The organism is Variovorax sp. YR634, assembly GCF_900106655.1.
Classification (GTDB): domain Bacteria; phylum Pseudomonadota; class Gammaproteobacteria; order Burkholderiales; family Burkholderiaceae_C; genus Variovorax.
Genome location: NZ_FNOL01000034.1, coordinates 11,148 through 23,949 on the forward strand (window position 1 = coordinate 11,148; position 12,802 = coordinate 23,949).

Below are 12,802 nucleotides of genomic sequence, written 5' to 3' on the forward strand. Positions count from 1 at the left end.
TTCCCGACATGGCCCTCCTGAGGCGCGCCTGGTTCCAGATCCACTGGTTCATCGGCATCACGGCCGGGTCCGTGCTCGTGCTGATCGGGCTGACCGGCGCCGCGCTCTCCTTTCGCGCCGAGATCATCGACGCGATCAATCCCGAACTGCGCCATGCGCCCAATCCGGGCGGCGCGACGGCGCTGTTGCCCGCGGCACTGGCACAGCAGCTGCAGGCGGCACATCCGAAGCGCCGGATCGTCACGCTCACCGTGTTTGCCGAACCCGGGCGGCCGGCGCGCGTCAATTTCGCCCCACCGGAAGGCCAGCGCCAGGGCGAAGTGCGGCTGGTCGATCCATGGACGGCCGAGCTGCTGCCCGAGCCGAAAGGCGACGCCTTCTTCGAGTTCGTCGAAAGCCTGCACCGATGGCTCCTGCTGCCCCGCGACACAGGCAAGCCCGTCACCGGCACCCTGGCCACGGGCCTGTTGATCCTGGCGTTGTCGGGCCTCTATCTGCGCTGGCCGCGCCGGCCGCTTGCCTGGCGGGCCTGGCTGAAGCTGGACTTCGCGCTCACCGGTCGCGCATTCCTCTGGAACCTGCATGCGGTGGTCGGCACCATTGCACTGCTGGCGTACCTGGCCTCCAGCCTGACGGGCCTCTACTGGGGCTTCGATGGTGTGCGAACGCTGGTCGACAACGCAGCAGGCGAAGGTCGCATGGTCCGCACGCAGCGCATGCAGGCCGGCGGCGCGGCTGCCAAGGCAACTGCGGCGCCCAAGCCCGACCTGCAACGAGTGTGGCAATCCTTCCTGCAGGAAACCAACGGCGACTGGAGCCTGGTCACGCTGCGCATGCCCACGCGCAACGCAACGCAGATCGAAGCGACCTACCTGCGTGCCAAGCCGGAGCACGAGCGCGCACGCAACCGCCTCTATCTCGACGCCGTCACCGGCGAAGCCACGCAACATGAACGCTACGCCGACAAGCCATTGGCGGGCCGGCTGGTCAACAGCATCTATCCGCTGCACATGGGAACCTACTGGGGCCTGCCGGGCCGCATCGTGATGACGCTCAGCAGCCTGGGGCTGTCGCTGTTCGCAATCACGGGATGGATGCTCTATCTCGGGCGCCGACGCACGAAGCGCGCGGTGCGCGACGAACGCGCACGCCTCAGCCCGGCCCTGCCACCGGACAGCCACGGCGCCGAGCCCGTGCTGCTCACCTTCGCGACCCAGACCGGCCATGCAGAGCGCATCGCGTTGCAGACGGCGGCGGTGCTGCAATCGGCTGGCGTCGCGGTGGTGCTGCAGCCACTGGTGCGCCTGAGCGTGGATGCGCTGCAGCGCTACCGCAAGGTGCTGCTGGTGGCCAGCACCTTCGGCGACGGCGATCCGCCAGACAGCCTGCGCGCCTTTGCACGCCAGTTCGCGCGACAGACTGGGTCGGGCTTGCAAAACGTGCACTACGGTTTGCTCGCATTGGGTGACAGGCACTACGCCAACTTCTGCGGCTTCGGCAGGGCGCTCGACCACGATCTGCGCGGCCATGGCGCGCAGGCGCTGTTCCCGATGATCGAGGTGAGCAACGGCGATGCCGGCGCCCTCGCGCGCTGGCAGCAGTCGCTGGCCGACACGTTCGCCGTGCAGGTCGACACGTGGCAAAGACACCAGCCGAAGGTGGCACCCTTCGAGCCGTGGCGCCTCGTGCGCCGCACCCTGCTCAACGCAGGCAGTCAAGGCGCGCCCCTCTTCGAGATCGAACTGGCCCGCCCCGATTCGGAAGCCTGGAAGCCAAGCACACTCGTCGAACTGCTGCCGCGCCAGGCCGGCCCCGCAGTCGAGCGGTTTCTGCGCGACGCCGGGCTCGACGGACGAACGCTCGTCCGCTTCGATGGCCATGAGCGCACGCTCGAAGATGCCCTGTCTCGCAGCACGCTTACGACAGCGACATCCGCCGCAACCGCGCAGGCGCTGGCCGACACACTGGTGCCGCTGGCGCCGCGCAGCTACTCGGTGGCATCGATCGCGACGGACGGTTGCGTGCAATTGCTGGTGCGCCAGGTCCGCCACGATGACGGGCTGGGCATCGCATCGGGCTGGCTGACCGCCTCGGCTCCCGCTGACGCCGCCATCGAGCTGCGCCTGCTGCCCAATCCCGGTTTTGCGCTGGTCGACGACGAGGCGCCGTGCATCTTCATCGGCAACGGTTCCGGCTTCGCGGGCCTGCGCGCGCATCTTCGCGAACGCGCGCGGCGAGGACACGGGCGCAACTGGCTGGTCTACGGCGAACGGAACGCCGCGCACGATTCCTTCTGCGCCACGGACATCGCGCAATGGCAGGCCGCCGGAGCGCTGGAGCGCGTCGACCTGGTGTTCTCCCGCGACCAGGCCCAACGCCGGTACGTGCAAGACCAGTTGCGCGAAGCTGCCGACGCGCTGCGGCAATGGGTCGCCGAGCGTGCCGTGATCTATGTCTGCGGCAGCCTCGAAGGCATGGCGCCGGGCGTCGATTCGGCGCTGCGCGAGGCTCTGGGTGAGCAGGTCTTCGACGATCTGGTCGCGCAGGGCCGCTATCGCCGCGATGTCTATTGAGTCACGGCGGGACGCCGTATCCGGCGAAAGCCCGGCTCATGCGAAGCATCCCGAAGAGATTGGTCTCGAGTTGCTCGCGCTACTGCTTGCGGGTTGTCTTCCGTGGCTCGATGTCCATCCCTGAGATGCCGTTGACGAACAGCTGAGTCGCGATCGGCACCATCTGCTCGTAGGTAAAGCGCCCTTCAGGCCTGAACCAGGTGAACATCCAGTTGAGCATGCCGAACAGGAACATCGTCAGCAGCTTGTGAAGCTGCGCATCGTGCAGGTCCGGGCGCGACGCGGCAATGGCGTCGGCAAACACCTGCACCACCGTGCGCTCCTTGTCGAGCACGCGGGCTTGCGCCTCAGGGTCCAGGAAGCGCACGTCCTCGGTGAGCACGCGGTGCTCGTTCTGCGCCTCCGCGTACTCGAGCATGAACGCCTCGATCAGCTCGGGCAGCCGCTGCTCGGCAGCGAGGTCCAGCGCCTCCACCCCCGTCACGATGTCGACCAGGCGCGAGACATGGCCGTGCGCGATATAGAACAACACCTCGGCCTTGTCCTTGAAGTGGTGGTACAGGCCGGGCTTGGACAGATGGCTGGCTTCAGCGATCTCGTTCATCGACGTTGCTGCATAGCCCTTGCGGGCGAACAGCTCGGCGGCGCTCCTGGCGATCAGGCTGCGCTGGTCGCCCGGGCGGGAAGAGGGGGAGTCAACGGTCATGGGTCGGGATGGATGAGCCCTGCGCCAGGCGGCGGCAGCGCGATCGCCGATCTTAGGGGTTAGTCCCGAGCTTTCGCCGCTTGCCTGTATTCGCGCTCCTGCGTTAGTCTCGCCCAGCTCAATACCGACCGGTCGGTCGGTACCTTGACGATCACCCCGACCCAACGAGATGCACCGGATATCCGGTGCACAAAACAAACATTGGAGACGACCATGCGCGACGAAAAACGTGTCCCCCGAGCCCTGCTGCCCAAGGGCTTGCTGCTGGCTGCGGGCCTGGCCCTGCAGGCCTGCGGAGGCGGCGGCGGGGGAGGAGGCGGTGGCTTTCTGCCGATCGTTCCTGCACCCGCGCCTGCACCGGCTCCTCCTGCACCGCCGCCGCCTGCGGGTCCCACCGCCGAGCAGCTCAAGGCCACCTGCAACGCGCTCACCGGGCAGGTCATCGAGGGCGTGACCGTCACGGGCACTGCGCGCTTCGAGGCCAAGGCGCCGATCTATTCGTCGGGCTTTTGCCAGGTGCTCGGCACGCGCGCGCCCTTCCTCGACATCGAGATCGATGTGCCGGACAACTGGACCGGACGCTACTGGCAGCAGGGCGGCGGCGGTTTCGACGGACGCATCCCCTCGGCGGTGACGAAGGACGCGGGCGGTGCCGTGACCGCGGTCGACCCCACGCTCGCCCTGAAGGGCGCGGTGTACGCGGCATCCAACGGAGGAAACCGGGCCAGCGTTCCCGCGCAGGCCGCGCCGGGCGTGTGGGTGAGCGGCACGCCCGATGGCCAGCAGTCGGCCGTCGACTATGCGTACGCCGCGGGGGGCACCACGATGCGCTTCGGCAAGGCCGTCGCCAAGGCCTTCTTCGGCAAGGCGCCGACCCACAGCTACTTCAACGGCTGCTCCAACGGCGGCCGCAACGCCTACATCGCCGCGCAGCGCTGGCCCCAGGAGTTCGACGGCATCGTCGCCGGCTGTGAAACCATGGACATGGGCGGGGCCGTCACCGGCCTGATGAACACGGCCGCCAAGGCGGCCACGCCGGCCGAAATCACCCCTACCCAGTACGCCGCCGCCTACACAGCCGCAGTGACAGCCTGCGACGCCAGCGACGGCGCGACCGATGGCTACCTCGCCAACCCTGGCGCGTGCACCCTCCCCGCCGCATCGCTGCAATGCGGCCAACCCGGCGCGAATGCCGACCCCACCCTGTGCCTGTCGGCTGCGCAGGTGCCCACGCTCGCGGGCCTGCTCAGCGACCTGACGCTGGCCACCGGCGCCACTGCGTACAGCAAGTACAACTGGACCAACTTCGCTCCTGCGTCCCCCATTCCCGGCGTGCCGGCGCTGGGTGTCACGAGCTATGGCGGCCTGGGTGGCGGTTTCGCGTTCCTGGCAACGAACGATCCGCTGTGGTTCGGTGCGCCTCCCCCGGGCACGGCGCCGGCCCCCAACCTGGCCACCTTCGACATCAACCGCGACTACTACGTCTTCAGCAGCGGCCTTCAACGCATCGGCGCCGACCATGACAAGAACGCCATCGCGGCCTACGTGGCATCGGGCCGCAAGCTGCTCTCCTGGCACGACGCAGGGGATCCGCTGCTGTCGGTCAACGATCACGTTCGCAACTTCACCACCATGTCCGGTGTCGCCAAGACGTTCGGACTGGCCGACCCTCGCACCAACGCCCGCATGTTCATCGTTCCCGCTTCGACCCACGGGGCGGGCGGCAACCTGGCCGAGGTCGACTGGCTCAGCGCCATCGTCGACTGGGTGGAGAACAGCAAGGCGCCGGATCAGCTGACCTACAACTTCAGGGTGGGCGCCACGGCCCGCACGATGCCGGTCTGCGAGGCGCCGAAGTATCCGCGCTACAACGGGACGGGCGACGTCAACTCTGCAGCCAGCTTCACCTGCACGCCGTGACGGCCGCAGCTACGGCAACGCGACGTCGGGCCTTGCAAGCCATGGGGGTGGGTGCGGCGGAGCTGGTTGCCGCACCATGGGCGTCGCCGGCTCCACGCGCCGAAGCAGACACCGAGATCCTGATCGGCCAGTCGTGCCAGCTGAGCGGCCCGCTCGCCCCGCTGACGCGCGAACTCCAGGAAGGCGCCAGGTGGTGCTTCGAGCAGGTCAATGCCAAAGGCGGTGTGCACGGGCGGCAGATCAGGCTCGTCGCGCTCGACGACGCCTACGACCCCAAGCGCACGGCAGAAAACGTGCGGCAGCTGATCGAGAAGAATGGCGTTTTCGCGCTCTTCAATCTCGCGGGCACGCCGACCACTCTGGCCGCGCTGCCGGTATTGCGGGAGTACAAGGTGCCGCTGATCGCGCCCTTCACCGGAACCGATGTCCTGCGCAGCAGCCTCGACAAATACGTCTTCAACGTGCGCGCAGGCTATGCGGACGAGATCGAGAAGATCGTGCAGCACCTCAGCGTCCTGGGCATCGATCGCGTGGGCGTGGCCTATCTGAACAACTCGTTCGGCGCGGGAGGACTCGACGCCGTCAAGAGCGCAGCCGCCAAACGTGGCGTGGCGCTTGCGGCGGCAACGCCGCTGGAAATCGATGGCAGCAGGCTGCAAGAGGCGGCGCAAGACCTCGCGCGCTCCAGGCCGCCGGTGATCATCCTGGCCACGGCGGGCAAGGTCACGAGCGACTTCATCGCGGCCTATCAATCGTCCGGGGCGAGCGCGCAGTTCTATGCCTTGTCCGTGGTCAGCTCCCAGCAGCTGATTCAGGCGCTCGGCGATCGCAGCAAGGGCGTCGCCATCGCCCAGGTGATGCCCTATCCGTGGGGCAACGCCACAAAGCTTGCGCGCGAGCTCTCCGACCTTGCAAGCCGCAAGGCAGTGGAGGTCGGCTACAACCACATGGAGGGCTTCGTCTCCGCCAAGGTGCTCGTCGAAGGATTGCAGCAGGCCGGTCCGTCCCCGACGCGCGAGAGCCTCGTGCGAGGCCTCGAAGGGCTTCGCGAACTCGACCTCGGCGGATATGTGGTGCGCTTCTCCGACCGCAACCACAACGGATCGAGCTATGTCGAGCTGACGATCGTCGGTGCCTCGAAACGGGTCTTGCGCTGATCCGCAGAAATCCGGATGGGCACGAAGACGATCTTCAAAGCCCCGCGAAGGGCCTCGCGACTTCGCCGGCGGCCACGAAGCGGCGCTCGCGCATCCACTTGGTCATGACCCACTTCTCGCCCCGGGTCACGGTCGCGCTGGCGTGCAGGGAGCGCGTGTCGACGCGGCCGTTTTCATCGGTGTACTCGAAGTAGCAGGCATTGCCGCGAATCGGCGAAACCGCCAGGCCGAGTTGCGGAAAGACGGTCTGGCCGCCGTCCTGCACGTCGTTGAGATAGGTCACCAGGGTGCTCACGCGCTGGCCGCTTCGCGCGATGGATTCGCGGTTGGCGGCGTTGGTGGGCGCCAGATAGTCGTAGTGAGGCTCGCTGCCCGCGCCGCTCGGGTAGTACAGCACCTGCAGCCCCTCGCCGTTTTCCAGCGGAAGGTTCATCAGCGCCGACAGGCGCCGATCGAGACGGGCGACCAGGTCGTTCTCGCCCAGGCGGAAGAACATGCCCCAGCTGGCGCGCTTGTCGCTCACCACATCGCGGCCGCTGGTTGGATCGACCAGCGTGGAAGGCTTCAGGCGCGGGCGCGCCATTTCGATGATGCCCTTGCATTCGTCGGCATCCACGACGTTGCCGAGCGCGGCAAAGACCGGGTCTTCGCCGCGCGAGTGCACGACGATCTCCCGGTCGACCGCCGGGATGCGCGTACCTGGTGCAAGTCGTGCCACGGGCCTGGATGAAGCCTCGTTCGGCAGTTCGATGGCGTCGGTCGGCATCGCTGCGCCACGCTGGCGCGCATCGACATAAGCCGCGACGATGGCCTGCGCCGCGCGCTCGTTCATGCCTTGCTTGAGCATGGTGGCCACCAACGCGTGCGGCGCTTGGCCGGCATTGAGGTTGTGCGTGAGCCAGCGGCCCAGGTCAGGCGAGAAGCGGATGACGGTGCTCATGAGGCACCACAGGTGCGAGTCAAACCGGCCCCATCCGGGCGACCCAGCCCTTGTCGCCGAGCGTGAAGCCCTGGCGCAGTTGCAACTGCCCGCCCGCGCCATTCGTGATGCGCGTGATCATCGGGAACACGCGCTGTGCGTCGGCGTTCTGCATCCACGGCACCGTGTCGATCTGGTAGGTGTAGCTCACCACCGCCAGCGGATGGCTTGCGTCGGATGCATCGACCTTGACGTCGACGATCTTCTCGCGCTTGAGGTGCGCCACGCAGAAGTCGTTGGCGTGCTCGGTGCCGTGGTTTGCGTACGGATGCGGCTTGTAGAACTTGCGGCCGGCGTCGGTCAGCTCGAATCGCTTGACCGCGCCGTCCGGGTTCTCGCTGCTCTTCGGTACGGAGACGATGGTGCTGTGCACCAGGCCCAATTGCTCCATCACCGGAAACTGGATGGCGTGGCGTGCACCGGAGCCGGCTTCGGCTTCGGTCAGGTCGATCGGCCAGTCGAACATCGAAAGGCAGATGTCGCCACGCTGGGCCAGGTGGTCATCCAGTGCAGCCGCGAGGTTCTCGGCGGTGGGTGCCTTGGCGTCGTGGCTGGCGCTGCACGCGGCCAGCGCGCAGACGATGGCGATGCCCGTCAGGGTCTTGATCGAAGTCCGGGTGTGCCGGCCCGGGCGGATGGAGCGGAGATTCATGGGGTCTCTGGTTGATTTACGGGTAGCAGGCAGTGCATGGCGATCGCGGACCTAGTGCGCATCCAGTTCGTCCGCGACCCAGCCGCGCCGCGTGAGGTGAACGCCAAGGCGCACCTGCATCGTTCCTTCGCGCTGGATGGCGCGCGCCAGCAACGGAAAGACCTGCTGCACTTCGGGCGCTGTTGCCCAGGGATCGGGCGCGATGCGGTAGGTGAAGAGCAGCGAGGTCGCGGTGCGGCCGTCGCGCGTTTGCGGCGGGTCCCAGCCGATCAGGCGATCCAGGCTCAGGGTGGCCGCGCAGAAGTCGGCCGGGTGCGTGACCGTCTGCGTCGTGGTGCGGATCACCACGGGCACCTGGAGGTAGTACTTGCGCCCCGCATCGGTCAGCGCGTATTCGCGGGCCGGCACGGTGATGGCGACATCCTTGCCGGTCACCAGGCCCAGCTTTTCGAGCACCGGCATCTGCTGCGCATCGGGCTCGTGCGATCCGGCCGGCACCGTGATCGGCCAGGCGTATTTGGCCAGGCAGACGTGCCCGCGCTGCGCGAGATAGTCGTTGACCGTCGCCGTGAAGTTGTCGCGATCCGGAAAGCGCGCCTGTTCGTTGTCGCAGCCGGCGAGCAGGGCCAGCGAGGCCAGCAACACCAGCAGGGACGCGACGCCGCCGACGCGTCGGGCAAGGACCGAGGTTGTGTTCATCTTCACTTCACGCACCTGCCCGTGGTCGGTGCAGCGGAGGGAGGCTGGTAACCGTCACTGAACGTGCCCAGGAAGCAGACCAGGTCGGCGATCTGTTGCGGTGTCATGACCGGCGGGGAGCCGGGCGCGCGCGGCCGCGTGCCGCTGGCAAGCGTCTTCTCGCCGCCCTCGCCGGTGCCCAGCGGCACTTCCTCGTCGATGCTGCCTTGCTGCGAGCGCGGCAGGTCGTTGTACTTGTTGACCGTTGCGCCCGGCACATGGGTGGGTTGCAACGCCCAGCCCGGGTTGGCCTGCGGCGCACCGGAGCCGTCGTTGTTGGCGGGGTACCAATACTCCGGGTTGGTGTCCCGCGTGTTGTAGAAGTTGACGACCTGCTCCAGCGAGTGGAGCACGCCGTTATGGAAGAAGGCACCCCGCGTCGCCACGTTGCGCAACCCGGGAACCTTGAACATGCCGCAGTACGGGTTGGGCGTGTCCGGCGTGGCGGGCATGTGGTCGGTGCGGTAGGGGCCGCACAGTCCCATGTCGAAGTATCTCGGGTCGTCGTTGGCCGGAATCGGATCCGGATTGTTCGGGATCGACCTGTCATTGCGCGGCGCACCCAGGGCCTGGTAGGTGAAGTCCGTCATCAGGCCGGTGTTGCCATTGAAGTTGGCGCCCGTGTAGTGGCAGCCCGAGCAATTGGTGACGCCGGTGCTGTGAAACAGAACCTCGCCGCGCCGCTCGGCCGGCGTCAGCGTGCCGCCGAGCTTGTTGAAGACATGGAGGTCGTACTTGCTGCTGTACGGGTGAAAGCTGATGTCTTCAGTCTCCAGCGCCTGGATCGCGCGGCCGAGGGCGTCGAAGGCGGTGTCGGTGTTGTCGAACACATCGGTGCCGAAAGCCTGTTTGAACAAGCCGGCATAGGTGCTGCTCTGGACCACCTTCATGACCGCCTCCTTGGAGGCGTTGTTCATCTCGAGCGGGTTGAGCAGCGGCATTCCGGCCTGTGTCGCCAGCGTCGCCGCACGGCCATCCGCCATGAAGCCGCCGCCGGGCGAACTGGTGGTCACGCCGTCGGGGTTCGGCGCGTTGTCGTCGTAGGCCGGCGTCGATTCCCTGTAGCGCAGCGAGGGCACGGCGCGCGCGCCGGTCTGCTTGATGTCGGAGCCCAGCTGCACCGAGATGCTGTTCGGTGGACCGTAGGCGTATTGCGGGTCATGGCAGCTCGCGCACGACATGTTCTTGCCGCTCGACAGGTTCTTGTCGAAGAAAGCCAACTGCCCGACCTGTGCGCCCAGGCTCAGGGGCGGCTTGTGCGGGCCAGTGGTGCTGCCTGCCGTCGTTGCCGCGCTCTTGCCATCGCAAGCCACCAAAGCCAATAGCGCTACCGAGAGCGCCATGACGAGCGGGACTGTCTTGTCCATTGCCAGATTCATCATTCACCGTTGCATCTCGCAAGAGCTGCCATGTCGCCTTGCATGAGTTCGCCTTGCGCGAGCTCGAATGCCATAAAAAGCTGTTCCAGGCGGCCCCGCGAAGGATTCCGCCTGGAACGCCGCCTCTTGGCGGGCGGCTTTCTGCTTACTTGGTCGCCCAGACGTTGTTCTGGCTCGCGTCAGGTCCCACCTGCGGAGTGATCTGGCCTTCCAGCTTGCCCGTGAGGGCGTCCTGTACACCCACGATGTCGTTCGCGTACAGCTTCTGGGTGTAGTTGGTCGGGATCACATAGGCATGGTTGATCGGCCGCACGGAGTCGAAGTGCGTGTCCGCGCTGTTCTGGTATTCCGGCAGCGCAAGGATGTTGGCCGTGATGAACGCTTCCGTGTATTTGGTGCGGTTCAGGTAAGACGCATCCACGGCCGGGTCGGCGATCTGGAACATATCCTGCAGCGTGCGCAGGAACGCGAAGTGGCTGTAAGCATCGCTGTCCGCAACCTGCTTCTTCGCCGTGCCCACGTCCTGCTGGTTGGACATGATGCCGAAGATCGAATTGCCGTGACCGAAGTTGCCTCCGGCGTAGTTGGCCGGCGGGGTGGTGGCCGTCGCCTTGCCGCTCGCGTCCACGGTCACCGGCGCCGCGCCGGAAGTCGGGCCGCCCGCGTTCCAGCCGCAGCAGGAGCCGTTGCTGCCGCCTTCGCCTTCGTCGTACATCACGACGATCGCGACGCGCTTGTGCGGGTTCTTCCACAGCGCCGAGCTGCGGATCTTGTTGACTACCATGCCCAGGTAGATGTCGGCGCGCACGGTGCCGGCGGCCTGGCCGTCGTTGTTGGTGTTCGCGCAGCTCGTGTCGGAGCCGACACCGTGCATGTCGTCGCACTGGTCCGGAACGATGAAGTTGATGTTGCCCACATCGCCCGTGTCCAGGTCCTTGCCGAACTGGTCGTAGATCCAGCCGCCAGGAACCGGGAAGATCGATGACTTGAGCCAGTCCGCTTCCTGGTACTGCGTGCCGAAGATGGTGCGGTTGTTGGCCACGAAATCGGGCAGGCTGCGGGCGCCCTGGAAGGCGATCGACGGGCCGTGCTTGACCTTGTAGAGGCCGCCCTGCGCGGCGAAGTTAGGGGAACCGACGAGAGTGGGCGGAGCGGAGCCGTCGAGGCTGGTGGCGCCCTTGAGCTTGCTCGAGTCGTACGTGGCGGTCACGGCGTTATCGAGGATGCTGTCGGCGCGCACGTCCTGCCCGGGGTTCATAGACTCGCTGTAGGTGCGGATGGTCAGGCCCGCCTTGGACATCGCCGTGAACAGGTTGCTGCCCGGGATGTTGTGCACGGTGCCGCCGGTCGGGTTGTCACCGCAAGTCGGATCGGCTGCGGAGTAATGGGAGCGGCTCTGGCTGTTCGCCGGCGGGAGCTTGCCCTGAGCGGGCATGGTCTGGCCGTCGGAGGCCGCACCACCGGCAAATGCGACGTCCTTGATTTCGTAGGGGCTGCCGGGAACGGCGCCGCAACCGAACCAGTTGTCGTCGGTGATGCCGAAGTCGTCGCCGCCGCCCAGCGCGGTGTAGTTCGGCTCGGACGGGTTGCCGGTCGAGTAGTACGTCTTCAGCTGGTTGTAGTTGTTCAGGATGTAGTTGATGTTGGCCGCACGCGGGTTGCCGACGATCACGTCGGTCGACTTGTTTTCCTCGACGATGACGAAGATGTTGTCGTAAGCCGGCACGCCTTCCACGTTGAAGGCCGCCTGCTGCGCCTGCGCGAAGGTGATGGGCGCCTGCTTCTGCGTCGGCACCGTGGGGGTGGCCTTGGTGCCATCGCTGTTGGTGAGCGTCACGCTCGACAGGCCTGCGAGACGAGGGTCGCCGCCCACGACGGCCAGGTTGTCGGGGAACAGGTCCTTGCGGTCGAGCTTGGTCGTCGCGTAGGTGTAGCGGTTGGTCAGCTGGTTGTCTTCATATAGCGCCGCATACTGGGTCGCGCCGGCCAGGGTGTTGACGTCTGCCAGTGGATCGGTGAACGCGGCCGTGCCGAGATTGAAGGCCGGGCCGTTGAGGCGTGCGACGAGGTTGGCCTTTTCGGCCGCGTAGTTGCTGCCGTTGGCTTCCACCAGGCGTTGCGCTTCGCTCGACAGCGGGCTGATGACGATCTTGCCCGCGCCCTGGTCGGCGATCTGGGCGGTCGAAGCGCGCAGGATCAGGTGGCTGGCCACGGTAGCGCCGGTCGCGGTATTGATCGCGGCGGTGCCGATATCGGCCACCAGCGGTCCGGTCTGGGTGGTCGTCAGCGTGAACTTGCCGCTGGCATCGGTGACGGTCGAGACTTCGCCGCTGTCGAGCACGCCATTGCCGTTGGCATCGACGAAGACCGTGGCCTTCTGGTAGTAGCCAGGCTTCAGGGTCGGGTTGCCCGTGGTGCTGCCCGGCACGTAGCCGCTGGCGGTCACCACGCCGCTGAAGGTCGTGCCGGGAGTGCTGGCGGGCGGAGTGGTGATCGGGAAGAAGCCGCCGCCCCCGTCGTTTCCTCCCCCGCAAGCGGCGAGCACGCAAGCTGCAACCGTCGTCAATGACGTGAGCAAAGCCTTTTTATTGAGAATTGGCATGTATATCCTGGGGCAGTGAGTTATGGATGGTTTTTACCGACCGGCAAGGGACAGCTGGGCATCGTCTTTTTCAGCAAGAAGCGCCAGATCGAGGAG

General features: G+C 66.6%; 9 protein-coding genes. 3 read left to right on the forward strand and 6 right to left on the reverse strand.

Translation table 11 applies throughout. The features are described from left to right. Nucleotides 1-8 precede the first annotated feature (8 nt). Nucleotides 9-2,573 (forward strand): PepSY domain-containing protein, encoded by a 2,565-nt coding sequence (locus tag BLV60_RS32135; protein WP_093059562.1) that lies wholly within the window; start codon nucleotides 9-11, stop codon nucleotides 2,571-2,573. Between the two features lie 79 nt (nucleotides 2,574-2,652). On the opposite strand, the gene BLV60_RS32140 is transcribed toward BLV60_RS32135, so the two are convergent. Next, nucleotides 2,653-3,279, reverse strand: coding sequence for a TetR/AcrR family transcriptional regulator (locus tag BLV60_RS32140; RefSeq protein ID WP_093059564.1), 627 nt, complete (start codon nucleotides 3,277-3,279; stop codon nucleotides 2,653-2,655). Nucleotides 3,280-3,492: 213 nt separating this feature from the next. Between BLV60_RS32140 and BLV60_RS32145 the strand changes: the two genes are divergently transcribed. Together BLV60_RS32145 and BLV60_RS32150 are read left to right on the forward strand one after the other, a co-directional pair. Then, complete coding sequence (locus tag BLV60_RS32145; RefSeq protein WP_093059566.1) at nucleotides 3,493-5,199, forward strand: tannase/feruloyl esterase family alpha/beta hydrolase; 1,707 nt, start codon at nucleotides 3,493-3,495, stop codon at nucleotides 5,197-5,199. Beyond that, on the forward strand, nucleotides 5,196-6,356 hold the full coding sequence (locus BLV60_RS32150) for an ABC transporter substrate-binding protein (protein WP_143042667.1): 1,161 nt from the start codon (nucleotides 5,196-5,198) through the stop codon (nucleotides 6,354-6,356). The genes BLV60_RS32145 and BLV60_RS32150 overlap by 4 nt, the downstream gene beginning before the upstream one ends. A gap of 34 nt (nucleotides 6,357-6,390) precedes the next feature. Here the strand turns inward: BLV60_RS32150 and BLV60_RS32155 are convergent, their stop codons facing one another. From BLV60_RS32155 to BLV60_RS32175, 5 genes are all read right to left on the reverse strand, one after another. Then, nucleotides 6,391-7,296: a 2OG-Fe(II) oxygenase gene (locus BLV60_RS32155; protein WP_093059570.1), complete on the reverse strand. Its 906-nt coding sequence runs from the start codon at nucleotides 7,294-7,296 to the stop codon at nucleotides 6,391-6,393. Nucleotides 7,297-7,315: 19 nt separating this feature from the next. Beyond that, nucleotides 7,316-7,987, reverse strand: a complete 672-nt coding sequence (locus BLV60_RS32160) for a hypothetical protein (protein ID WP_093059571.1) — start codon at nucleotides 7,985-7,987, stop codon at nucleotides 7,316-7,318. Nucleotides 7,988-8,038: 51 nt separating this feature from the next. After that, complete coding sequence (locus BLV60_RS32165) at nucleotides 8,039-8,686, reverse strand: hypothetical protein (RefSeq protein ID WP_176929031.1); 648 nt, start codon at nucleotides 8,684-8,686, stop codon at nucleotides 8,039-8,041. A 2-nt stretch (nucleotides 8,687-8,688) separates the two neighbouring features. Continuing rightward, on the reverse strand, nucleotides 8,689-10,092 hold the full coding sequence (locus BLV60_RS32170) for a cytochrome-c peroxidase (protein ID WP_093059573.1): 1,404 nt from the start codon (nucleotides 10,090-10,092) through the stop codon (nucleotides 8,689-8,691). Between the two features lie 157 nt (nucleotides 10,093-10,249). Further along, nucleotides 10,250-12,706: an alkaline phosphatase family protein gene (locus BLV60_RS32175; protein WP_093059575.1), complete on the reverse strand. Its 2,457-nt coding sequence runs from the start codon at nucleotides 12,704-12,706 to the stop codon at nucleotides 10,250-10,252. Between the last annotated feature and the right edge of the window lie 96 nt (nucleotides 12,707-12,802).